This is a genomic window from Mucilaginibacter sp. GW821-FHT07G05, from assembly GCF_059418565.1.
On sequence record NZ_JBWKQC010000013.1, the window covers coordinates 1 to 23,968 of the forward strand.

Annotated in this window: 18 protein-coding genes; 13 read left to right on the forward strand and 5 right to left on the reverse strand. The window is 43.3% G+C overall.

The genetic code is table 11. The annotated features are described in order from the left end of the window. The first annotated feature begins 558 nt into the window (after nt 1-558). The 7 genes from AC07NA_RS23920 (at nt 559) to recN (ending at nt 8,453) form a co-directional block, all read left to right on the forward strand. Entirely contained in the window at nt 559-1,491 is a 933-nt protein-coding gene (locus AC07NA_RS23920) for an outer membrane protein assembly factor BamD (protein WP_494900360.1), read from the forward strand. Nucleotides 1,492-1,499: 8 nt separating this feature from the next. Continuing rightward, nucleotides 1,500-1,835, forward strand: a complete 336-nt coding sequence (locus AC07NA_RS23925; RefSeq protein ID WP_345214415.1) for a DNA-directed RNA polymerase subunit omega — start codon at nt 1,500-1,502, stop codon at nt 1,833-1,835. Nucleotides 1,836-1,940: 105 nt separating this feature from the next. Further along, entirely contained in the window at nt 1,941-3,143 is a 1,203-nt protein-coding gene (gene coaBC, locus AC07NA_RS23930; RefSeq protein WP_494900362.1) for a bifunctional phosphopantothenoylcysteine decarboxylase/phosphopantothenate--cysteine ligase CoaBC, read from the forward strand. Continuing rightward, nucleotides 3,140-4,036 (forward strand): type IX secretion system protein PorD, encoded by an 897-nt coding sequence (gene porD, locus AC07NA_RS23935; RefSeq protein WP_494900364.1) that lies wholly within the window; start codon nt 3,140-3,142, stop codon nt 4,034-4,036. The genes coaBC and porD overlap by 4 nt, the downstream gene beginning before the upstream one ends. 205 nt (nt 4,037-4,241) lie before the next feature. Next, the gene (locus AC07NA_RS23940; protein WP_345214412.1) at nt 4,242-4,625 is read left to right on the forward strand and encodes a BlaI/MecI/CopY family transcriptional regulator; all 384 of its coding nucleotides are present in this window, start codon (nt 4,242-4,244) and stop codon (nt 4,623-4,625) included. A gap of 6 nt (nt 4,626-4,631) precedes the next feature. After that, nucleotides 4,632-6,692: a M56 family metallopeptidase gene (locus AC07NA_RS23945; RefSeq protein WP_494900367.1), complete on the forward strand. Its 2,061-nt coding sequence runs from the start codon at nt 4,632-4,634 to the stop codon at nt 6,690-6,692. 105 nt (nt 6,693-6,797) lie between these two features. Further along, on the forward strand, nt 6,798-8,453 hold the full coding sequence (recN, locus tag AC07NA_RS23950) for a DNA repair protein RecN (protein ID WP_494900369.1): 1,656 nt from the start codon (nt 6,798-6,800) through the stop codon (nt 8,451-8,453). 43 nt (nt 8,454-8,496) lie between these two features. On the opposite strand, the gene AC07NA_RS23955 is transcribed toward recN, so the two are convergent. Next, a complete protein-coding gene (locus AC07NA_RS23955) occupies nt 8,497-9,102 on the reverse strand; it encodes an HAD family hydrolase (protein ID WP_494900371.1) in 606 nt (201 codons plus the stop codon). A 196-nt stretch (nt 9,103-9,298) separates the two neighbouring features. On the opposite strand from AC07NA_RS23955, the gene AC07NA_RS23960 reads away from it, so the two are divergent. From AC07NA_RS23960 to AC07NA_RS23975, 4 genes are all read left to right on the forward strand, one after another. Continuing rightward, nucleotides 9,299-10,921, forward strand: a complete 1,623-nt coding sequence (locus tag AC07NA_RS23960) for an NADP-dependent glyceraldehyde-3-phosphate dehydrogenase (RefSeq protein ID WP_345213393.1) — start codon at nt 9,299-9,301, stop codon at nt 10,919-10,921. Between the two features lie 207 nt (nt 10,922-11,128). Next, nucleotides 11,129-12,811: a sodium/sugar symporter gene (locus AC07NA_RS23965; protein ID WP_345213394.1), complete on the forward strand. Its 1,683-nt coding sequence runs from the start codon at nt 11,129-11,131 to the stop codon at nt 12,809-12,811. A gap of 599 nt (nt 12,812-13,410) precedes the next feature. Next, nucleotides 13,411-13,956 carry a peroxiredoxin gene (locus tag AC07NA_RS23970; RefSeq protein WP_345213404.1) on the forward strand — a complete coding sequence of 182 codons (546 nt, stop codon included), beginning with the start codon at nt 13,411-13,413 and terminating at the stop codon, nt 13,954-13,956. Nucleotides 13,957-14,031: 75 nt separating this feature from the next. Beyond that, entirely contained in the window at nt 14,032-14,616 is a 585-nt protein-coding gene (locus AC07NA_RS23975) for a carboxymuconolactone decarboxylase family protein (RefSeq protein WP_345213403.1), read from the forward strand. 258 nt (nt 14,617-14,874) lie between these two features. Here AC07NA_RS23975 and AC07NA_RS23980 read toward each other — a convergent pair whose 3' ends face one another. The 4 genes from AC07NA_RS23980 to AC07NA_RS23995 are packed head-to-tail and all read right to left on the reverse strand — an operon-like array spanning nt 14,875 to nt 19,490. Further along, the gene (locus AC07NA_RS23980) at nt 14,875-16,416 is read right to left on the reverse strand and encodes a DHA2 family efflux MFS transporter permease subunit (protein WP_345213402.1); all 1,542 of its coding nucleotides are present in this window, start codon (nt 16,414-16,416) and stop codon (nt 14,875-14,877) included. Between the two features lie 2 nt (nt 16,417-16,418). Next, nucleotides 16,419-17,477, reverse strand: coding sequence for an HlyD family secretion protein (locus AC07NA_RS23985; protein ID WP_494900376.1), 1,059 nt, complete (start codon nt 17,475-17,477; stop codon nt 16,419-16,421). 20 nt (nt 17,478-17,497) lie between these two features. Next, complete coding sequence (locus AC07NA_RS23990; RefSeq protein ID WP_345213400.1) at nt 17,498-18,859, reverse strand: TolC family protein; 1,362 nt, start codon at nt 18,857-18,859, stop codon at nt 17,498-17,500. Then, entirely contained in the window at nt 18,843-19,490 is a 648-nt protein-coding gene (locus tag AC07NA_RS23995; protein ID WP_345213399.1) for a TetR/AcrR family transcriptional regulator, read from the reverse strand. Before AC07NA_RS23995 ends, AC07NA_RS23990 begins: the two co-directional genes overlap by 17 nt. A 202-nt stretch (nt 19,491-19,692) precedes the next feature. Here AC07NA_RS23995 and AC07NA_RS24000 point away from each other — a divergent pair, with 202 nt between their 5' ends. Together AC07NA_RS24000 and AC07NA_RS24005 are read left to right on the forward strand one after the other, a co-directional pair. Continuing rightward, on the forward strand, nt 19,693-22,149 hold the full coding sequence (locus AC07NA_RS24000) for a PIG-L family deacetylase (protein ID WP_494900379.1): 2,457 nt from the start codon (nt 19,693-19,695) through the stop codon (nt 22,147-22,149). A 150-nt stretch (nt 22,150-22,299) separates the two neighbouring features. Next, entirely contained in the window at nt 22,300-23,898 is a 1,599-nt protein-coding gene (locus tag AC07NA_RS24005) for a S8 family serine peptidase (RefSeq protein WP_494900381.1), read from the forward strand. Nucleotides 23,899-23,968 lie beyond the last annotated feature (70 nt).

The window sequence follows — 23,968 nt, forward strand, 5'->3', positions numbered from 1 at the left end:
TTCTACCCTCTTTTAACCTTTTAATGAACGTCCCGCTTTCCTTATTTGCGGGCTGCAAAGGTACGTTTCTTTTTCTCTCATACAAATCATTCATTCCTTTTTCTTCATCTTTTATCGCAACTGCCTTTGTTTCAAGATGAAAAAATTACACGGGAACTCAAACTTTTAGCGACTTAAGTTGATTAGGTACTTCTGTGACTATAAATAGCCCTTTAATGAAAAGCGTTGTATTGATCTGCAAACTAAGTAACGCTCCATCGCAAGCAGGTATAGCTATATTATATATAGTATATCTCCCATAATGCTGCTTACAATTATTAAAGCGCAGCACACTTTATTATATTATAGTATATACCACTGTTTTACTACCTATATATACTATATACTTACACTTAGCAGTTATTTGCCTATATATAATATATAAAGAGGTGTTTTAAGGTATATAGTTAAAAGATGTTAAAAGCATACTATATATGTAAGGCAAGCCGATTAAGCGTTATATATTTAACCACTAAATAAATAATTGACTGATTTATAATATTCAACTATCTTTGCAAAATGTTTAAAAAACAACTATCGTTATTCTCGGGCTTGCTTATTGTTTTAATTGTTGCTTTTACGGGTTGTAAAAGCAAATTTGAAAAGCTTAAAGCAAGTAATGATAACGCAAGGAAATATAAGGAAGCCATAAGGTACTATAACAAAAAGGATTATGGTAAGGCGCTTGAATTGTTCGAAATTCTGGTACCGCGCTACCGTGGCCAGGAACAGGCTGAGGATCTTTACTACTATTACGCTTATACCAACTATAAGATGAGGGATTATACATCTGCAAGGTATCACTTTAAAACCTTCGCGGATACTTACCCGTCAAGTACACGATCTGAAGAATGCCGTTTTATGGCTGCTTACTGTTATTACCTTGATTCGCCGATATTCTCGCTCGATCAGGAAAACACCAGCAAGGCTATTGAGGCGCTGCAATTGTTCATCAACCTTTACCCTAAGAGCGATCGTGTGGCAGAGGCCAGTAAGCTGATCCAAAACCTGCGCGATAAGCTGGAAGATAAATCATACGCTAACTCGAAGCTGTATTTAACTATAGGCGATTACCAGGCGGCCGTTATTTCTTTCAATAACACCCTGCGCGATTACCCGGATACTAAATATGCCGAAGAGATTGAATACCTTATTGTAAAGGCGCAGTACCTGTTTGCTAACAACAGTTACGAAACCAAACAAGAAGAGCGTTATACATCGGCCATTGAATATGCCGATGAGTTTATTGAAAAATTTGCGCAAAGCAAGTACATTAAAACTGTACAAGATTATAAGAAAGATAGCGAAGCCGGTATTGTACATGCTAAAAACTGGATGACACAGGCTACCTTAAACATGAAAGCAGCTAAAAAAGCGGCAGAAAAAGATTCGGTAAATAGCCAGTCTACACCGCCGTCAGTAAAAGATAAAAATCCCGAATTAGTAAATTAACATAAGATATGAGTACTAACACAAATAACAAACCCGCTGTTGCAAGCAGTACAGTAACCCGCGATTTACGTGAGCTGGATAAAGGGACTGACAATATTTACGAGTCGCTTGTAATTATGTCAAAAAGGGCAAATCAATTGTCGAACAACATAAAGGAAGAGTTACACCAAAAACTTTCTGAGTTTGCTTCATCAAACGATAACCTGGAAGAGGTATTTGAAAACCGCGAGCAAATAGAAATATCTAAATACTACGAGCGCCTGCCAAAACCATCGTTGGTTGCAGTACAGGAGTTTTTAGATGATAAGATCTATTATCGTAACCCAAGCAAAGAGCAACAATAATTTTAATTCAAAAGTTAAAATTCAAAATTCAAAAAAGGGCGTAAGCCTGCGGAGGTGCATATAATTATATGCACTTTTGTTTTTTGAATTTTTAATTTATCACCCATGCTTGAGGGCAAAAAAGTTGTTTTAGGTGTATGCGGAAGTATTGCGGCTTATAAAGCGGCAATGCTGGTTAGGTTGCTGGTTAAAGCCGGGGCCAAGGTGCAGGTAGTAATGACTGCCGATGCCGCTAATTTCATTACACCGCTTACCTTATCCACACTATCTAAAAACCCGGTTCACATTAATTACTTTAATGCGGAAAACGGTGAGTGGGACAACCATGTGGAACTTGGCCTTTGGGCCGATATTATGCTGATAGCCCCGGCATCTGCCAATACGCTGGCAAAAATGGCGAATGGCTTATGTGATAATTTGCTTTGTGCTGTTTACCTTTCGGCCAAATGCCCGGTGTATTTTGCTCCGGCTATGGATTTAGATATGTACCGCCATCCTGCCACCGTTAATAATATTAACAGGCTGCAAGGTTATGGCAATATACTGATACCTGCCCGCAAGGGCGAACTGGCCAGCGGTTTACATGGCGAAGGCCGTATGGCCGAACCCGAAGAGATCATTTCCCTGTTAGCTTCGGATATTAAAAAAAAACTTCTTTTAGCGGGTCATAAAATACTGGTTACCGCCGGGCCTACTTATGAGGCTATTGATCCGGTTCGCTTTATCGGGAATCATTCGTCAGGTAAAATGGGCTTTGCCATTGCCGATGAACTGGCAAGCATGGGCGCCATTGTTACCCTCATCAGCGGACCATCGGCACAGCAAAGTAAACAGCCATCGGTTAAACGTATCAATGTAACTTCGGCAGCAGAAATGCTGGAGGCTTGTTTGGATAACTATCCCGATTCAAAACTCTGTATCATGAGCGCAGCCGTGGCCGATTATACTCCGGTTACCATTGCTCCGCAGAAAATAAAAAAACAGGATACCCATTTAAATATCGACCTGAAAAAGACCACCGATATATTAAAAACCCTCGGCGAACACAAACAGCCACATCAGCTGCTGATAGGTTTCGCGCTTGAAACTGAGAACGAGGAGCAATACGCTACCGAAAAACTGAAGAAGAAAAATCTCGATCTTATTATCCTAAACTCGCTTAACGATACCGGTGCCGGTTTTAAAAGCGATACCAATAAGATAACCATGATAGATAAATATTTGCAAAAGACTATATTTACGTTAAAATCAAAAACGGAAGTAGCCCGCGATATTTGTGCAAAGGTTGCCGAGTTAATAAACCAATGAAAAAACTGACACTGTATTTCGCGTTCCTGCTCATGAGCTTTACTGCTGCCGCGCAGGACCTGAATGCCCGTGTACAGGTAGTTTCCCCAAAAATACAAAGTACCAACAAGCGCATTTTAGAAGTATTAGAAACCGCCATGCGCGATTTTTTGAACGGCCGTAAATGGGCTGCCGATGTAATACTGCCGCAGGAAAAGATAGATTGCACCTTTGTACTCAACGTAACCAGTTGGGATGGGGCAAGCAATTTTAGCGGCGAGCTTCAGGTACAGGCGTCGCGCCCGGTTTACAATTCTGCTTATACTACTACCCTGCTCAACATTAACGACCGCGAATTTGATTTTACTTATACCGAAGGGCAAACCATTGACTATACCGACCAAAACTTTCAAAGCAACTTAAGCGCGGTAATGGCATTTTACGCCTACATTATTGTGGGGATGGATTACGATAGCTTCTCGCGTTTCGGCGGATCGCCTTATTTCGCGGCAGCACAAAACATTGTGATCAACGCGCAAACGGCATCTTTTAAAGGCTGGAAGGCTTTCGACAGTAACCTTAACCGGTACTGGCTGGCCGAAAATTTGAATAATAAGATCTATAATCCGCTGCGTAGTTTTGTGTATGATTATCACCGCAACGGCTTGGATGTAATGGCCGATAACGTGGCCAAAGGCCGTAAAGCCATATCATCCCTATTACCCTCTCTATCCGAGGTCGACCGCAAACGCCTCGGCTCTATGTTCCCGCTGGTGTTTTACACTGCCAAAAGCAACGAACTGGTATCCATCTACAGCAAAGCAGAACCGCAAGAACGCATGTCGGCTTATAATATTCTATTGCAAGCTGATCCGGGGAATGGTAATAAGTACCAAGTGTTGCAGAAGAATTAGTAGGGAATACTATAACTAATTTGTCATCTCGAAACGCAGTGAGAGATCTTCTTCGCCCTGTATATCTGCGATTTGCCTAAGCAGAAGATTTCTCCTCGTACCTCGTTCGAAATGACAAAAATTTAAATCTCAAAAAATATTTTCCAAAACATTTGCATATACGAATTTCATCGTAGATATTTGTACGAAGAGATTCGTAATATATATGACAACCGAGATAAAAGCAACCGAGAGCGAACTGGAAATATTGCAGGTGATGTGGAAAATGGGGCAGTGTACCGTGCGCGATGTGCATGAGGAATTGGCCAAAGGCAAAGATGCCGGTTATACCACCACGCTGAAATTGATGCAGATCATGAATGATAAAGGCATGGTTGAGCGTGACACTACCGCCAAAACTCATTTATACAAAGCGCTGGTAACCCGCGAACAAGCACAAAAAACCGCTTTGGATAAAATTATCTCTACCGTGTTTAAAGGTTCGGCATCTGAACTGGTGATACAGGCCCTTGGTCAGCACAAAACATCAAAAGAAGAGATTGACGCTATTAAAAAGTATCTGGAACAATTCGATCAAGCTACAAAATAACCTATCATGGAAAACTTAATGCAAAACATCAGCCAGGTTTTAGGTATCACCATCATCCACTCGCTATGGCAGGGATTATTGATCTTCCTGGTGTTAAAGTTTGTACTGATGTGCGCGCCTTCGCTGTCATCAGCCAAAAAACACAATATCAGTTTTGCCGCCTTGTTTGCATTAACCGCATGGTTTATAGCTACCTTATTTACCGAGATAGGCAACGTAAATTGGTTTCCGGTTGAAAGTACAGCCGCTACCGGCACTGCCCTGCCCGATCTGTTGCCACACGCGGGCAATGTAGTGGAAAGCATTGATCACACTTATTATTACATGATAGAAAGCTACCTGCCATACATAGCGGTGGTTTATATTATAGGCTTTCTGTTCAATATGGTTAAGCTTACCATGGCCTGGCAAAACATCAGCCGCATTAAGCAATCGCTGATACCTGCCGATGATATAATGGAAGCGGTTAACTATTTTTCGGACAAACTGAATATTAAAAGATATGTAGCTGTTAATTACAGCCATTTGATAGATGTGCCCAGTGTTATCGGTCATTTAAAACCGATATTGTTGCTGCCGTTCTCTATCACCAACCACCTTTCAACCGATGAGGTTGAAGCCATTTTACTACACGAACTATCGCACATTAAGCGAAACGATTACCTGTTAAACTTGCTGCAGCAGTTTATTTCGGTATTGCTTTTCTTTAACCCCTTTTCGCTGCTTATTAACCGGCTTATACACCGCGAGCGCGAAAACTGCTGTGATGATTGCGTGGTGAACACCACGGGTACTCCTTTAATATATGCCCGTGCCCTTTTAAAGCTGGAAGAAACCGGCGAGAGAAACTTACAGCTGGCACTGGCTGCCACCGGTAAAAAGTATCATTTACTTAACCGAATTGAACGTATCATGAAAACGAAGAAATTAACCGTAAACGTACGCCACATAATGGCCGTAATGCTGCTTTTCGCAGCGAGCCTTGGCAGCATAGCCTGGCTAAATCCCGAAGTAAAAAGCGACAGGATAACTTTGAAAGTGGTAAATCCGCTGGCGACACATTACCTGTTTACCGACACCGTGCCTAAAAAACAAGCGAAAACCGCCAGGAAAACTGCGGTTAAAGCAACTCCTGCAAAACGCCGTACCACTACCACTACAACAACAACCATTAAAAAAGGGAACAGCTGGATAACCTACAGCGATAATGTAGAGGACCCGGAAATGGAAAAGCTATCGGCGCAGATGGAAAAATATGGTGAGGCTATTGAAAAATATTACAACAACCCCCAGTTTAAAAAGCTAACCGACGAGATGGAGAAAAAAGGTGCCGATATTGAAGCCTTTTACAATCGCCCGGAAATGAAGAAACTGCAAGCCGATATGGATAAATGCAGCGAAGAATTTGATAAAAAATGGAGCAACAGCCCCGAGATGGACAAGCTGAACAAGCAAATAGAAGCATTGAGCGGCAAGATAGATAAGTATTACAACAGCCCCGAATACAAAAAGCTGGAGGCTAATTTAGATAAAGAAAGCAAACTGCTTGATAAGGCTAAATACGGCACCGACGATTATAACAAGCATTTGGAAGCTGTACGCACGCTAAGCAAAAGCGTACGTGAATATGTTAATGCTCCCGACATTAAACAGCAAAGCGACCAGATCCGCGAACTGGGCGATCAGATGCGTGCTTATTATCAAAGCGAGGAGTATAAGAAACAACACAGCCGGTTAATAAGCCTGGGCGATAGCTTACGCAAAGCATTCAACAATCAAACTATTAAAAAGCAACAGGAAGAGATGCGTTTGCTGGGCAATAAAATGCGTGAATTTCATAACAACCCCGAAATTAAAAAGCAACAAGCTTTATTAAGGCAGGCAGGCGAAAAAATGCGCGCTTATACTAACAGCCCGGCATATAAAAAGAGGATACAGCAATGGCGCACCAATGCTAATTTTAACGTGGACGAAAGGCCCGAGCAACCTGAACGCCGGGAACAACCCGAGAAAGCAGAACAACCCGAACAGCCTGAACCGGCCGCCTCGCCTGATAGCGCTAACTAAGCCCTTAATGTTAATAACATAAGCCTAAGTTTATTAGCATTTAATATTAACCTTCGGCATTGAATTTGTAATTTAGTATCCTCAATAAAAGAGGATACTTTTTTTATGCTTCAAAAGCTCACTATAAATAATTACGCGCTGATAGATAACCTCGAAATAGGTTTCGACGCGGGGTTAAACATACTTACAGGTGAAACCGGCGCAGGTAAATCTATCATATTGGGTGCGCTGTCGCTGATATTAGGTCAGCGTGCCGAGAGCCGCTACTTTTTTAACCAGCAAAAAAAGTGTGTTATCGAAGGATCGTTCCGTATTGGCGACTTCCATTTGCGTTCGTTATTTGACGAACACGACCTGGATTATGAGGCCGAAACCGTATTGAGGCGGGAGATCGCGGCCGATGGTAAATCGCGCGCTTTTATTAACGACACGCCGGTTAACCTTACGATATTAAAACAGATAGGCGAAAAGCTGATAGATATACACTCGCAGCATGCCACACTGGAGATCAACGATCCGGAATTTCAGTTATTGGTGGTTGATTCCGTAGCCGGGCATACGGCGTTATTGGGCAGCTATCAAACCAAATACAAATTATACAAAAAAGAAATAACCCGCCTTAAACAGCTTACCGACGAAAGCGAAAAGGCCAAGGCCGACCTGGATTACTTTCAGTTTCAATACGACGAGCTGGAAAAAGCCGGGCTTGCCGCCGATGAGCAGGAACTATTGGAGCAGGAATTATACGCGCTCAACAATGCCGAAGAAATAAAAAGGAATCTGCTTGGTGCCAACTATCTTTTACAGGATGGCGAGGCCGCTGTATTGAACCAGTTGAAAGATGCAGGTCAGCAATTGGCCGCATTGGAAAAATTCAACCCGCAAATTGAGGAATTGCACCAACGCTTGAACAGTACCATTATCGAGCTGAAAGACATTGCGGCCGAGGTAGAGAATATTGAACAACGCACCCACACCAACGAGCAGCGTGCCGACGAGGTGAACACCCGTTTAAGCATCATCTACAACCTGCAAAAAAAGCACCGTGTAAATACCAATGCTGAATTATTGCAGATTCAGGATGACCTGTCGGAAAAGATACAGCAAGCCCTGTTTAGTGACGATGCCATTGAAAAACTGCAAAAAGAAATGGACGCGATTAAAACAGACCTGGAGCAGTTATCTGCCGAACTTTCGGCCAATCGCACCAAAGCAATACCGTCCATACAAGAGCAGGTGGTAAGTTCACTTGCCGAAATGGGTATGAATAATTCGGTATTAAAGGTAGAACTCACCCCTACAACAGAATTCACCAAAAACGGGACCGATGCGGTTCGCTTTTTATTCTCCGCCAATAAGGGACATTCACTGGGCGAAATGAGCAAAGTGGCTTCGGGTGGTGAGCTTTCGAGGGTGATGCTGAGCATCAAATCGCTCATTGCGGCATATACCGCGCTGCCAACCATCATTTTTGATGAAATAGATACCGGTGTATCGGGCGAGGTAGCGAATAAGGTTGGCCAGATTATGGAACGCCTCGCAAAAAACCTGCAGGTGATCACCATAACCCACCTGCCGCAAATTGCCAGCAAAGGCCAAAGCCATTACTTTGTTTATAAGGATAACCAGGCCGATGTTACCTATACCCGCATCAAACAGCTCGACCAGCAGGAACGCATCCTCGAAATTGCAAAAATGCTCAGCGGCGACAAACCCGGCGAAAGCGCGTTGCAAAACGCGAGGGAATTGTTGACACTCTGAAGTAGGATGCTTTTACCTTCATAATAACAAGATCTTTAAATCCTTAAATTATCCCCCTGCTAATCAATTCATTCTTCAATTCCTCAGCTGATGTAAAGCGAATACTACTGATCCCGAGGTTTTCGGCACCTTCAACGTTGCGGGCGCTGTCGTCAATAAACAAGGATTCTTCGGGGTTTACATGGTACCTGTCCAGCAATATCTTGTAAAATTCGGGGTAAGGCTTGCGGATCTTTTCGGTGCCCGACACTACGATGCCATCAAACCAGTTCAAAAATTCATAACGGGCTTTGGTGAGTACAAATGTTTCTTCCGACCAATTGGTGAGCGCGTATATTTTATACCTGCCGCTATCTTTCAATTGCTTAAATATCGTTACCGTTTCATCTATCGCGCCGCCAAGCATTTCTTCCCAGCGGTTGTAAAACAGGCGGATGTTATCTTCATGGTCCGGGTGCTTGGCTACCAGCACTTCGGTTCCGTCTTTTAAGGAACGGCCGGCATCCTGCTCTTCGTTCCAGTCGGGCGTGCATACGGAGGCTAAAAAATCGCGGATCTCGTCGTCGTAATTAAATACCTTGCGATACAGGTGATATGGGTTCCAGTCGATAAGTACACCGCCGAGGTCGAAGATGATGGTATTGATCATACAGCTTAAATTTATGCTAAAATAGGTTAAACCACCATGTATTTATGGTTAAATTATGACCGAGTGCTCTAATCTATGCAGATATATTTTTCTAATTTGCGATATTGTTAACGTTTTAGGCAATTTTATATAACAGACCGCCATAATTCATCGAATTAGTAATCTAAAACACAATCAAATCCATAAACAATCAACCATGAGTTTTCAAGACCAGATCAGATCACTATTTATTGAAGAGGACCGGATTCCGGAAGAATTCAGGATAGAGGAGGTACACCAGCGCGAATACCTGAGCAACGGCGAAATGAAACAATGGGATGGGCCGGTGAGCGAAGTGTATTCGCCGGTTTGCATCCCCACAAGCGAGGGGCTTAAGCGTAAGCTGATAGGCACCTACCCTATCTGCACCGAAAAGGAAGCGATGGAATCGTTAGATGCAGCTTTGGCCGCTTACGATAATGGCCGCGGCGAATGGCCAACCATGAGTGTTGACAACCGCATTAAAAGCCTCGAAAAGTTCGTATATAAAATGAGCGAGCAACGTTCGCTCATCGTTAAGCTTATAATGTGGGAGATCGGTAAGTCTTATGCCGACTCTGCAAAGGAGTTCGACCGTACCATCGAGTACATCAACGCCACCATTGATGGCTTGAAAGATATCGACCGCCAGTCGTCCCGCTTTGAAATGGCCGAAGGTATTGTGGCGCAGGTACGTCGCTCACCATTGGGTGTAGTGCTTTGTATGGGGCCGTTCAATTATCCGCTTAACGAAACCTTTACTACGCTTATCCCTGCCCTTATTATGGGCAACACCATACTTTTCAAGCCGCCGAAACACGGTACGCTTTTGCACTACCCATTGTTGAAAGCCTTCCAGGAATCGTTCCCGAAAGGGGTGGTGAATACCATTTACGGTCGTGGATCCGATGTTACACCGGGGCTGATGCAAACCGGCAATATCAACGTGTTGGCCTTTATCGGTTCAAGCAAGGTAGCTAACGGATTGAAAAAGAGTCACCCTAAAGTTAATCGCTTAAGAGCTGTTTTAAGTTTGGATGCCAAGAACGCCGCCATCATTACCAAACATGCCGACCTGAAACTGGCCGTAAGTGAGTGTATATTGGGCGCGTTATCCTTCAACGGCCAACGTTGTACCGCTATCAAGATCATTTTTGTACATAAAGAAGTAGCCGATGAGTTTTTGGGCCTACTGAGCCAGGCTGTTGAAAACCTGAAGATAGGCCTGCCATGGGAAAAGGATGTGAAAATAACGCCGCTGCCCGAGCCGCACAAACCCGACTACCTGAAAGAGTGTATTGATGATGCCAAAGCCAACGGAGCAAGCGTGATCAACGAAAATGGCGGCGTTACTTCCGAGTCGTTCGTGTTCCCGGCGGTAGTATACCCGGTTAACGAAAAAATGAAGTTGTACCGCGAAGAACAGTTTGGTCCGATCATCCCGGTAATTCCGTTCGAGTCGATAGAAGAACCAATCGCTTACCAGATAGATTCGCCGCATGGTATGCAGGTGAGTATTTTCAGTAACGATGCCAAAGAAATTTCCTCGTTGATTGATCCGTTTGTGAATTTGGTGAGCCGTGTAAACATCAACGCGCAATGCCAGCGCGGGCCCGATGTATTCCCGTTTACCGGCCGTAAAGACAGTGCCGAGGGAACCCTGTCAGTACATGATGCTTTGCGCTCGTTCTCGATACGCTCATTGGTAGCTACCAAGCTCAACGAAACCAACAAGCAGCTCATCAACGAAATTGTGAACGATAACGATTCCAATTTCCTGAGCACTAAATACATTTTGTAATGCTAAACTTTTAGCAGCATATTAACGGCATCCGGATCTCCCGGATGCCGTTTTTGTTAAAAAAATATTATTAAACCATTGCCAAACCACCCGGGTGTTTGATTGCCGTACAAAAATTATATATTGCAACAAATATCTTAGGTATTGATAAACCAATTAAAATAAACTATAATTGTCTCTTTGACAGATTAAACCTAACTTAAAAAAATGAAGACACTTTCCACAAGTGATTATGCCGTATTTATTGTATACTTTTTAATAGTAGCGATATATGGTTATTGGGTATACAGGCGCAAGCATAACGCCGATGCTACCTCAAAAGACTACTTTTTAGCTGAAGGCTCCCTTACCTGGTGGGCTATTGGCGCGTCACTCATCGCTTCTAACATCTCGGCCGAGCAATTTGTTGCCATGAGTGGTAACGGTTTCACCATGGGATTAGCCATTTCGGCTTACGAGTGGATGGCAGCCGCGACACTGATTATTGTAGCTATCTTCTTTATCCCGGTTTACCTCAAAAACAAGATATTTACCATGCCGCAGTTCCTGCACCAGCGCTATAACAGTACTGTAGCAATGATTATGGCTATATTTTGGTTGCTTTTATATGTAATAGTTAACCTTACCTCTATCTTATACTTAGGCGCTATCGCCATTAACGGTATATCGGGCATCAACTTCCAGTTGTGTTTAGTCCTATTAGCCGTGTTTGCCGTTATTATTACTTTAGGTGGGATGAAAGTAATTGGCTATACCGATGTTATACAGGTGTTCTTCCTGATATTGGGTGGTTTGGTTACTACCTACATCGCGGTAACACAGGTATCTGAACATTTTGGTACTACCGGTGTTGGCAATGGGCTTTCATTAATGTACACCAAGTTTAACGATCACTTCCACATGATCCTGAAAAAGGATAACCCAAGCTATATCGACCTACCGGGTTTAACCGTATTATTGGGTGGTTTATGGATCACAAACTTAAATTATTGGGGTTGTAACCAATATATTACACAAAGGGCATTAGGCGCTAATTTGAAGACCGCACGCGGTGGTATCCTGTTTGCGGCGTTCCTGAAATTACTGATGCCTGTTATTGTGGTACTGCCTGGTATTGCGGCGTATGTATTGTATAAAGAAAACGTATTAGGCCCTAACATGACAAACAGCCTGGCCGAAAATCATGATAACGCTTACCCTGTATTGTTAAACTTACTCCCTTCGGGCTTTAAGGGTTTATCATTCGCGGCACTTACCGCGGCTGTAGTTGCATCATTGGCCGGTAAAGCGAATAGTATCGCTACTATCTTCACGCTTGATATCTACAAGAAAATTAAACCGGACGCGCCTGATTATAAATTGGTGAACGTTGGTAAAATAACTGTAGTAGTAGCCATGGTGTTGGGTATCATTATCTCTCCGTTTTTAGGGATTGATAAAAAAGGCGGCTTCACGTTTATACAAGAATATACCGGTTTCGTATCTCCGGGTATCTTCGCCATGTTTATCCTGGGCTTCTTTTGGAAAAAAGCATCTTCATCTGCAGCATTGTTTTCAACTATCGGCGGTTTTATATTCTCAGTAATATTTAAACTGATGCCTAAGTTTGTCGACCTGGCATTTTTAGCGCCATTTGGTTTCTCAAAACAAGTATTGCAGGAAGATAAGGTGACTTACTTATACGAGATTCCTTTCCTTGACCGTATGGGCTTCGTATTCATCATTTGCGTAATAGGTATGTGGATCATCAGTACACTTGACTACAAAAAAGGCAAAGTTACCAACGGCCTGGAAATCGATGTATCTATGTTCAAAACCAACAAAGCATTCACCGCAGGCGCGCTTATTGTGTGCGGTATATTAGTTGCACTTTATACCTTACTTTGGTAAGCGTTAATAAATGATACAAAACGGGCTTATGATGTTACATCGTAAGCCCGTTTTGTTTTAAAGGAGCTTATAAATTTATTGAAGTACATCGACTCACCCCGACATCGCTGCGCTTGTCGCCCCTCTCTCCGCAAGCGGAAAGAGGGATCTTGTATTTTGGGATTTCTTCTAAGCCCTCTTTACGGCAAAGCCGAAGAGAGGGAGGTCCAGCGAAGCGTAGACCGGGTGAGTTAATTATTCGCTGTGCTTTAACTATTAAGTTGACGGCCATGCTCCCAAGGAAGGAGTTAAGCATATCTTCTTCAATACCCTTTTTACACATCAGAAGATATCTTGCCATGCTCGATATAACAAAAAGCACACCTGCAACTCACAACTTTCAACCCACAACCCGCACATCCAACTTATTGTACACCATACACTTGCAATACTTTTAACAAAATACCCCATCCAATACAAACACCCGTTTGAAAAATCGTTTTATCCTATAAAACTTTCATCAAACTATAGATAAAATTTATAAGCTATAAATTATTAGTATAAATAGAAGTGTTGCAAAAGCTTATCTTTGCATCATAAATAAAAACCAAGACTACGATATGATAACCATAGGACAAAAATTCCCATCATTTTCAAAAACAGCTGTTACCAGCTTGGAAAAAGGCAAAGAGTTTGAAACTTTAACTTCAGATTATTTAACCAACGAGGATAACGTTTGGACAACTATCTTCTGGTGGCCTAAAGATTTTACTTTTGTTTGCCCTACTGAAATTGCTGAGTTCAACAAAAACTTCAGCGAGTTCCGCGACCGCGACACTCGTTTAATTGGTGCTTCTACCGATTCTGAATTTGTTCACCTGGCATGGAGAAATAACCACGATGATCTTCGTGACCTTAAATTCCCGATGCTGGCTGATACTTCAAAATCATTAGCTGAAGACCTGGGTATTTTAGAGCCTACTGAAAAAATCGCTTACCGTGCTACTTTCATTATCGACCCACAAGGTATTGTACGTTGGGTATGTGTTAACGACCTGAGTGTTGGCCGTAACGTTAAAGAAGTTTTACGTGTATTAGACGGTTTACAAACTGACGAACTTTGCCCTTGCAACTGGGAAAAAGGTCAGGAAACTCTTACAGTATAATTAACGACCTCTATAATTATCCCCGTATTGTTGAATAATGCGGGGATTTTTTGTACACTTTTATTTGAATATAACATGAGCGAAAGCAAAGAAATAATAGGCGAAATAGTACAGGCTTTAGGCCTGGGAGCTGATTACACTACAGATAGCCTTACCCTGTTAGAGAACGGCGAATCACGCTACCTGCGCGATTTGAAGCTGAACTTTACCAGTACACTTACATCAGAGCACTTAAGCACTAAAGAATGTGCCTTAACCGGCCTCAGCATAGCGGTGAACAATAACAACAAACCGCTAACCAACTATTACACCAAATATGCTGAAGAGCAGGGTGCTACTGCGGCAGAAATTGCCGAAGCGGTTGGTTGCGCATCGTTACTGGCATCAAACAATGTTTTTTACCGTTTCAGGCACTTCACCCAAAAAGAGAAGTACACCCAAATACCTGCCCGTATCCGCATGCAGCTGATGATGAAGCCGGTAACAGGTAAAGAGTTTTTTGAGCTGTTGAGCCTTGCCGTATCGGCAGTAAACGGCTGCGAAATGTGTGTGAACGCGCACGAGGATTCGCTGATTAAACTGGGTACTACCGAAGAACGCATTTTTGATGCGGTTCGCATAGCATCACTGGTTACCGCTACAGGTAAAGTGATCTATTAATTAATTTTTAAATACCCCTAATTAATACCCAAAAGGCCCTTATCGCGAGATTCGGGCCTTTTTTATTAATAATGTGTTATGTTACTAACAAAAGTTGTGTTTGTAACATAAAATATTTTAATTTTATAGCAAGATTAAACCAAACCCTTATTCATTTTTGTAAACGGACTATGCTTAAGGGCTGGTGAACTAAATTTTAATTGTTAATTTTTTTGGGGAAGCCGTTCCGTAAGTAGTTACAGGAACGGCTTTTATTATTTAGTGAGAGTCGGTAACAGCCTTCAATTTCTTAAATGGCTGTAAGTATAACAGGGGTATTGAGAATAACATTACCAAGCCTGATATCCAGTAAGCATCATCATAAGTAAGCAATAACGTTTGCTTGATGATAGTACCTTCAATAGCCTTATAAGCCATCTGCGTAGCATCAAGTACCGATGATCCTTTAGCCACAAAACCGGCTGTAAGCTCTTTTAAGCGCGTTACAAATGCTGGATCGTACTGGTTAATGTTAGTTAACAAGTTACTGCGATGTTGTCCCTGTCTGATGTGGATAATGGTAGTAAGTGCTGCAATACCGAATGAACCGCCTAACTGGCGCATCATGTTGTTTAAGCCCGAACCTTGTCCAATCTCCGGACCTTTCAAATCGGCCATTGCAAGGGTGGTAAGCGGCACGAATAACAAGGCCATACCCACACCACGAATCAGTAATGGTACCAATACATCCTTTTCGCCGGTAGCCAGTGTTGAGTTGCTCAACATCCAGGTAAATACGAAAAACAGGAACATACCAATAGTTGCCATAAACTGCGCCGGGATACCTTTATTAAGCATTCGGCCAATGAAAGGCATCATCACAATAGTACATAAACCACCGGGGAACAATAGCTCACCTGTTTGCTGCGCGTTAAAGCCTAGCAGGTTTTGGCAAAATACCGGGAACACGAATACCGAACCATATAAACCAAATCCCAATATAAACGAGGTGAACATACCCACCGCGAAACTGCGGTGCCGCATAATGCTGAAGTTCACAATAGGGTGGTCGGTACTCATTTCGCGCCAGATGAACAGGATAGTACCCAATACCGCGGATATAGTTAATACGATGATATAAGTTTTGGCAAACCAGTCTTCACTTTCACCTTTCTCCAATATGGTTTGTAAACTACCTACCGCTACCGCGAGCAAAACAATGCCCCACCAGTCGACGGGGCGACCTACCACCTTCGGCGTTTCCCGAATAAATGTATAAGCCAGGAATGCTGCAAGCGCCCCCACCGGGATGTTCACATAAAATATCCACGACCATGAGGTGTGCTCAGTAATATAACCACCAATAGTTGGACCTACTGTTGGCCCTACTACCGCGCCTAAACCGAACAGCGCTGTCGCTGTACCAATTTGCTCGCGCGGCCAGGTTTCTATCAATATAGCCTGTGATGTTGATATCAAACCACCACCTGCAATACCCTGTAGTATCCGGAAGGCGACCAGCTCATTGAGTGTGGTAGCATTACCGCACAAAAACGAGGCGATAGTAAACACGATGATGGACGTGATGAAGTAATTCTTACGGCCGAAGGTATCGCCCAACCAGCCCGACATGGGCAGGATGATTACGTTAGCCACTGCATAACCGGTTACCACCCAGGCAATATCCTCAAGCGTTGCGCCAAGGTTACCTTGTATGTGTGGTATGGCCACGTTTACAATGGTGGTATCAATAAGCTCAAGCAACGAGGCCGTGATCACCGTAAAGGTGATAATCCATTTTTTAAAGCCTGTTTCAGCCATGATTAATCTTTTATATTAACAGATACGTTAACGCTCATGCCCGGGCGTAACTTCTCTAATTGTTCTTTAGTACCGTTTATTTTAATTTTAACAGGGATACGTTGTACTACTTTAACAAAGTTACCGGTAGCATTATCCGGTGGCAGTAAAGAGAATTTAGCACCTGTAGCAGGCGAAAAATTGTATACTGTACCTTCCAGTTTCATATCAGGGTAGGCATCTACCTCAATATCTACCTTTTGGTTATTGCGGATCTTATCCAGCTGGGTTTCTTTAAAGTTAGCGGTTACGTATAAGCTGTTATCATTTACTATTGCGAACAGCGTTTGGCCCGGTTGTACCAGCTGACCTACCTGTACGTTCTTTTTAGCGGCTAAACCACTTGCAGGCGATTTAACATCGGTATAAGTTAATTGCAGTTTAGCGTAATCAACATCAGCCTGGCGTTGGGTAACACCTGTATTGGTTACCTTTAACTGGCTGCGGGTAGTACCTACCTGCTCAACAGCAGCTTTATACTGATCTTGCGCGGCACGGTAAGTAGCAACGGCTACATCCAAATCAGATTTTGCCTGGTCGAATTGTTGCTGGGTTACTGATCCGTCTTTTACCAGGTCGGCATAACGTGCGTAATCTTTCTTCACTTTCTCTAACCTTGCAGCGGCCGAGGCAACCTGTGCCCTCGCGCTTGATGAGGTAGCGGCAGTAGCGTAAATTTGCGATTGACCAACGTTGATACCCGCGTTAGCGCCTTGTTGCGCGGCTTGTGCCTGCTCCACCTTCACTTTAAAATCGCGGTCGTCAATTTTTACCAATAGCTGGTTTTTGCTAACGTGGGTGTTTTCTTCAAACAAAATGCTATCCACATAACCACCTACACGGGCAACTACCGGGCTTATGTCGGCATCAATTTGCGCGTCATCGGTATCCTCGTGTTTGCTAAAGTATATGTATTCTTTTATACCAAAAATCAATCCTCCTATAAGCACTACTCCTAATATAATAGGAATAACTTTTGATTTCTTTTTGGTTGTTTCCTGAGTTTCTGTTTCTTGTGCCATTATCGTGGTGTTGTTATTTTTTATTGTTTATTAATTTTTCCGGTTGATTTCAATAGAGTGTAGTAAGCTAAGCCTGCATCTGCCTTGGCCAGCTCCAAATTAATTTCGGCCTGGTAAAGCAAGGTTTGCGCATCGGCACGGTCAACGGCTGATGATATATTACTCTTATACTTTGATTCTAAAATTTTGTTGTTTTCAGTAGCCTGCGCTATTGATGTTTGCAATAGTTTTATCTTATCTATAGCAGCCTGGTAGTTCTGATAGTTTTGGTTCACTTCGTTCTTTATACGATCTGCCGTAATACCTCTGCTTATATCTACCTGCTCGCGTTCAATTTTAGCTTCGGTTTCCTTGTTCTTGTTGGTCCAAAGGGCACCGAAATTCCATGACGCGGTTAAGCCTACTGATATAGGGGTAATGAAGTTGCCCGATTTTGGCAGCGGATTAGCGTTCGCGTCAATATAATAAGCGCTTGCAGCAGCCGCTAATGTTGGCGACAGGTTAGCCTTTACATTTTTGATGTTGATATCGGCTACCTTAGCACGTAAGTCTGTTTGCCTTAATTCGGGGCGGTTAACCAACGCGGTATCAATATAGCCGGCCAGTATGCCTACCGGTTTATCGTCATCGTTTAACTGATCAATTTTTAACTGGGTAGTTTCAGGCAAACCTAATAGGATGTTAAGGTTGTAGTTAACAATCTTACGGTTGCTTTCCAAGTCGATACCGTTCAGTTCCACATTGGCGCGTTGCAATTGAAATTGTAATACATCATTCTTGGTAACTAAACCCTGATCGAAAAAGCGTTTGGCCTGTTTAATCTGCTGATCAATGGTCGCTAAGTTTTGCTCAACTACTTTTTTGCTCTGTAATACCTTGTACAAGTTGTAGTATGAGTTAATTACGTCGTAAACTATCTGATCCTGATCGTTCACCGCGTCAAGGCGCGATACCTGGGCCAGTAACTCGGTAGACTGACGCGCGTACTTGAACTTACCGCCCGAAAATATGGTTTGGCTTAATGATACCGTACCAAGGTAAGCATCGGCATGTGCCGGTAACCTTAAGGTTTCTTCGCCTAAAACCAATTTGTTGGCAGGTATTTGCGCGCGGTTGTAACCAAAGTTCACTTTACCGGTTGGCAGTGATTCATCTTTGGCTTGCTCGTACTGTGAAATAGCCTGGTCAATTTTTGATTGTGAAAGTTTTAAAACTTTACTGTTTTTAATACCCAGGTCAACAGCTTCGTTGAGGGTGAGCACCTTATCCTGCGCGTTTGCCGTGGTGGTAAGAAACAGCGCGATAAGCGATGCTATAATGGCATAGATGAATAGTTCTCTATGCAAAAAGTGGGGATTGGTTGTGTTATTTTGAGTTGTCATTATCGTTTAGTAAATACACTTTTAAGAGGGTTTTGAGGTAGTTTTTTATGCGTGGTTTTAATTCTTCGTCCATATATTTAATATCGCTTACATCATTACCCAATAGTTTTGATGCTAATTGCGATGAATTGCTGATATAGTTTTTGGTGCCAAATATGGTAGCTATGGCCATTTCAATATCTATATCCTTACGGAAAACACCGGTTGCTACACCTTCAACAAATATCTTCTTGAACTCCAATACATTAACCATTAATATATCGGTTAGTTTTTCGCTAAGCGGGCCTGTTTTATTGATAGATACCTCGCGGGTGATCAGTCGTTGAAAACAGTTGTTTACCACTACTTTATTAATAAAGGTATCAATACACATTTGCAGCTTATCCCATGCCGACATGTTTTCGTCGTTGCCAATGTTTTGCAGCATGTTTTGGAACGATGCTATCTTGCGTTCGAATACCGCGAGGAACAGACCTTCTTTTGAACCGAAATAATAATTAAGCATGGCCATGTTCACACCCGCCTCACCGGAGATCAGCCTGGTTGATGCTCCGTCAAAGCCCACATCCGAGAATATCCTTTCGGCTACGTCGAGTATGTGGTCTTTTTTATCTGATTTTTCCTTGTCCATTTTGTAATTGCTGAACAAAATTAATCAATCGATTAATTAAATATACGTAATTCAAATGTCATGAAACATAAGTAATTGATTATCAATATTAAAAAGTTAATCAATCGATTAATTAATAGCTTGTTGATGTCAATTTTACATAGTTTCTTCATTTTATTGTTACATATTAACAAGGACGGCATACTTTATATATTTTTGCCGCATGAAACGGGCTAAACTAATTGCTGCATTGCTACTTACATGCGGCCGTATATTCGCGCAGTCGGCACCGCCGGCAGATGAGGCAACCATTAAACAGGATTTGAAAAAGCTGAACGTATTAGGAAGTGTACTATATGTAGCCGCCCACCCTGATGACGAGAACACCCGTTTACTGGCTTACCTGGCCAACGAAAAACATTACCGTACCGGCTATCTCTCGCTCACCCGTGGCGATGGCGGCCAAAACCTGATAGGTAACGAGCAAAGCGAATTGTTAGGATTGATACGCACGCAGGAACTTTTAGCCGCCCGCCGTGTGGATGGCGCCGAACAATTTTTTACCCGTGCTAATGATTTCGGTTTTTCAAAGAACCCCGAGGAAACGCTGAAGATATGGGACAAAGAAAAGGTGCTGGGCGATGTAGTGTGGGTGATACGCAAGTTCAGGCCCGATGTAATGATATGCCGTTTTCCTACCACCGGCGAAGGTGGCCACGGTCACCATACCACTTCGGCCATTTTAGCCCAGGAAGCCTTTAGCGCTGCTGCCGACCCAAAACGTTTCCCCGAACAACTAAAATATGTACAGGTATGGCAGGCCAAACGCCTGCTGTGGAATACCTTCAACTTTGGCAGTACCAATACGACGGCACCCGATCAGTTCAGGATAGACGTAGGTGTGTATAATCCACTTTTAGGCAAAGGCTATGGCGAAATAGCGGCCGAAAGTCGCTCGAACCATAAATCGCAGGGCTTTGGCGCTGCTAAGCAACGCGGGCAATCGTTCGAGTATTTTAAAACCATATTGGGCGATGCCCCCAAAGCCGACCTGATGGACGGTGTAGATACCGGCTGGGGCAGGGTAAAGGCTCCGGCATTAAGTACAGAAGTAACCACTATACAAAAAGCCCTGGATGGCGAGCATCCCGAAAGATCAGTACCGGCACTGATAAAACTATATGACAAGGTTGAAAATATTAAAGATGCCTACTGGCAGCAACAAAAAACCAACGAATTAAAAGAAGTAATTGCCGCATGCGCAGGATTATGGTTTGAAAGCTACGCGCTCGACCCCACTTATGCCGTTGGCGATGTAATGCGGGTTAACTCACAAATTATTAACCGGGTTGATAGTAACATTAAACTGGCTAACATTGGTATACAACAAAGCATTGTTGGTTTCAGAGGCGGCGTGGCTTTGCCTAAAAACCAAATGAAAAGCTTTGAAAGTTCGCCGGTTGCCGCGCAGCTTACACAGCCTTACTGGCTTGCCGCTCCGCATGGTATTGGCATGTATACTTTACCGGCAGATACCCTGGCAGGCAACCCCGAAAACCCTGAACCGCCAAAAGTAACTTTCGACTTTTTAATAAACGGCCGCGATCTGCAATATGAACGCACTGTGCTTTATAAATATACCGATCCGGTGCGTGGCGAGGTTTATCAGCCTATTGAGATAGCGCCTATTGTTACCGCCAATATAGCCGATAAGGTATACGTGTTTAATACCCAGCAACCACAAACCCTGCAAATAAAACTGAAAAGCTTTACCAATTCCACCGGCAGCATCAGCCTGAAACCTGTAGCAGGATGGAAGATCAGCCCGGAAAAGGTTGACTTTGCAGGCAAACACAAGGGCGATGAATGGACAGCTTTGTTTACCGTTACACCATTAAGTAATAAATCGAGCGTGAGCGCTTTGGATGCCGCTGTTGAAGCCAATGGCAAAGCCTTTTCGCAAAGTATCCTTCGCATAAAATATGAGCATATCCCCAATATTACTTTGTTCCCCCCGGCGCAAACCCGTTTGGTGAACATCGACCTAAAAACCTCAGGTAAAAATATAGGTTACATCGTAGGCGCGGGCGACCAGATGCCCGATGCTTTGCGCCAGGTTGGTTACAATGTGCACCTGCTTACCGAAAGCGAGATCATGAATACCGATCTATCTGCCTATGATGCCATTGTTACCGGTGTACGTGCCTACAACGTGAACGAAAGGTTAGTTTACGAACAGCCCGCCCTGCTTAACTATGTTAAAAACGGTGGTAACCTGGTGGTGCAGTACAATAATAATAATGGTTTGGTCACCAGTCAGATTGGGCCATACCCATTTCGCCCGGTTAACCAGCGTGTTACCGAGGAGGATGCCAAAGTAACCATTACCGATGCGCAAAACCCGGTGTTGAACTATCCTAACAAAATTACCGATGCCGATTTCAGCAACTGGATACAGGAACGCGGCCTGTACTTTGTAAGTGACATCGACCCGCAATACAAAACCCCGCTGCAAATGCACGACACCAACGAAGGACCCAATAATGGCTCGCTGATAGTGGCTGATTATGGCAAAGGGCGTTTTGTGTATACCTCGCTGGCATTCTTCAGGGAGCTGCCCGCCGGTGTACCGGGCGCGTACAGGTTGTTCATCAACTTATTGAGCAAACCGAAAAGTTAGATAGTATATATTTTAATAAAGGGCGGTGATGGGTGCGGAAAAAGCATCTGTCACCGCTTTTTTGTTTATTATTATTTGTATTAAAAAAGTGTTACTTTCAGGGCTAAATAAACATAGCTCAACAAATATTAACCTTATCGCCACGCATACATGATTGTGTATAATCTGATGAAAAAGGCCTGCCTCATTGCCGGCCTGTCGCTGCCCTTATTTACCTACGCGCAAAAAGCCGATAAACCCAAAGAGAACTGGCAAAACCTCGATTTAAAAGCCGATGGTGTATTTGGTATAAGTACCGAAAAGGCCTACAATGAGCTGCTCAAAAATAAAAAGCATGTGCCCGTATTGGTAGGTGTAATTGATGGCGGTGTGGATATTAACCATGAAGATTTAAAACAAGTACTGTGGACAAACCCCGGCGAAGTAGCAGGTAATAAAACTGATGATGATAAAAATGGCTTTGCCGATGATGTGCATGGCTGGTGCTTTATCGGTTCGCCGGCGAAGGGCAATATCCAATACGATAATATGGAACTGGTGCGGCTGTTAAGGCAGCAAAAAGACAAGTACGAAAACATTGATTCTACAGCGGTAAAACCTGAAGACGCGGACGGATATAAGAACTACCGCGCCATGAAAAAGGAAGTGGAAGTACAAACCACCAAATACCAAAAGCGGTTAGCCTTTATCAATCGTTTCAGCGAATTACTATACGGTATAATGGCTCAAATGAAAAAGGATAACCCTACCGCGCAGGATTTTAAAGACTTTACAGCCAACAGCGACGCGGAAGCCTACATACGCAAAACGATGATAGACGCGTTGGGCGAAATGGACTACGCTGCCTTTAAAAAGGATGAAATTACGGGCCCGGCACAACGTGCTGCAGAGCAATTGAATTATCACTTGAATTTTAATTTTGACCCGCGCGATACCGTGGGCGACAATTATGCCAACAGCAGTGAACATTTTTATGGCAATTCGGACGTAACCGGTCCGCATAATGAGCACGGTACACATGTGGCGGGTATTATAGCCGCGGCACGTGATAATAATATAGGTATAAAGGGCGTAGCTAACGACGCGCGAATAATAGTAGTACAAGTGGTGCCAACCGGCGACGAACGTGATAAAGACGTAGCCAACGGTATACGCTATGCTGTTGAGAATGGCGCGAAGGTAATTAACATGAGCTTCGGCAAAACCTACCCGGCCGATAAAAAAGCGGTTGACGATGCCGTTAAATTTGCCATGAGCAAAGATGTATTGATTGTACACGCCGCAGGCAATGAAAATACCAACCGCGACAAAGCCATTCGTTACCCTAACCGCAACTATGCCGATAACAGCAGTAGCGCTGCCAACTGGATAGAGGTAGGCGCGTCATCTTACATTGACGATGAAACTTTGAAAGCGCCGTTTTCATGCTACGGTAAAGAAACCGTTGATGTTTTTGCGCCGGGAGTAAAGATCAACTCATGCGCGCCGGGTTCGGGCTATATCGCGTACGATGGTACCAGTATGGCATCACCTGTAGTAACTGGTTTGGCGGTGCTTATCCGCTCGTATTATCCTAAATTGAGCGCGGCACAGGTTAAAGAGATCATCATGAAATCGGTTACACCGGTTAAGCACCAGGTAAAGATGAGGGATGGCAGCAAGGAAGTTAAAGTGCCTTTTAGCGATCTGTGCAAAAGCGGCGGTATTGTTAACGCTTACAACGCCCTAAAACTTGCTGAAACCTATTAAGCATACTTTAGGCAAGGCAGGGTAGCTAAAAAATTACCATTTAACATTAGGCATCTATAGCTTAATCAAT

Coding starts and splice junctions, on each gene's coding strand:
- AC07NA_RS23920 (WP_494900360.1), top strand. CDS start 559: ATGTTTAAAAAACAACTATCGTTATTCTCGGGCTTGCTTATTGTTTTA.
- AC07NA_RS23925 (WP_345214415.1), top strand. CDS start 1,500: ATGAGTACTAACACAAATAACAAACCCGCTGTTGCAAGCAGTACAGTA.
- coaBC (WP_494900362.1), top strand. CDS start 1,941: ATGCTTGAGGGCAAAAAAGTTGTTTTAGGTGTATGCGGAAGTATTGCG.
- porD (WP_494900364.1), top strand. CDS start 3,140: ATGAAAAAACTGACACTGTATTTCGCGTTCCTGCTCATGAGCTTTACT.
- AC07NA_RS23940 (WP_345214412.1), top strand. CDS start 4,242: ATGACAACCGAGATAAAAGCAACCGAGAGCGAACTGGAAATATTGCAG.
- AC07NA_RS23945 (WP_494900367.1), top strand. CDS start 4,632: ATGGAAAACTTAATGCAAAACATCAGCCAGGTTTTAGGTATCACCATC.
- recN (WP_494900369.1), top strand. CDS start 6,798: ATGCTTCAAAAGCTCACTATAAATAATTACGCGCTGATAGATAACCTC.
- AC07NA_RS23955 (WP_494900371.1), bottom strand. CDS start 9,102: ATGATCAATACCATCATCTTCGACCTCGGCGGTGTACTTATCGACTGG.
- AC07NA_RS23960 (WP_345213393.1), top strand. CDS start 9,299: ATGAGTTTTCAAGACCAGATCAGATCACTATTTATTGAAGAGGACCGG.
- AC07NA_RS23965 (WP_345213394.1), top strand. CDS start 11,129: ATGAAGACACTTTCCACAAGTGATTATGCCGTATTTATTGTATACTTT.
- AC07NA_RS23970 (WP_345213404.1), top strand. CDS start 13,411: ATGATAACCATAGGACAAAAATTCCCATCATTTTCAAAAACAGCTGTT.
- AC07NA_RS23975 (WP_345213403.1), top strand. CDS start 14,032: ATGAGCGAAAGCAAAGAAATAATAGGCGAAATAGTACAGGCTTTAGGC.
- AC07NA_RS23980 (WP_345213402.1), bottom strand. CDS start 16,416: ATGGCTGAAACAGGCTTTAAAAAATGGATTATCACCTTTACGGTGATC.
- AC07NA_RS23985 (WP_494900376.1), bottom strand. CDS start 17,477: ATGGCACAAGAAACAGAAACTCAGGAAACAACCAAAAAGAAATCAAAA.
- AC07NA_RS23990 (WP_345213400.1), bottom strand. CDS start 18,859: ATGACAACTCAAAATAACACAACCAATCCCCACTTTTTGCATAGAGAA.
- AC07NA_RS23995 (WP_345213399.1), bottom strand. CDS start 19,490: ATGGACAAGGAAAAATCAGATAAAAAAGACCACATACTCGACGTAGCC.
- AC07NA_RS24000 (WP_494900379.1), top strand. CDS start 19,693: ATGAAACGGGCTAAACTAATTGCTGCATTGCTACTTACATGCGGCCGT.
- AC07NA_RS24005 (WP_494900381.1), top strand. CDS start 22,300: ATGATTGTGTATAATCTGATGAAAAAGGCCTGCCTCATTGCCGGCCTG.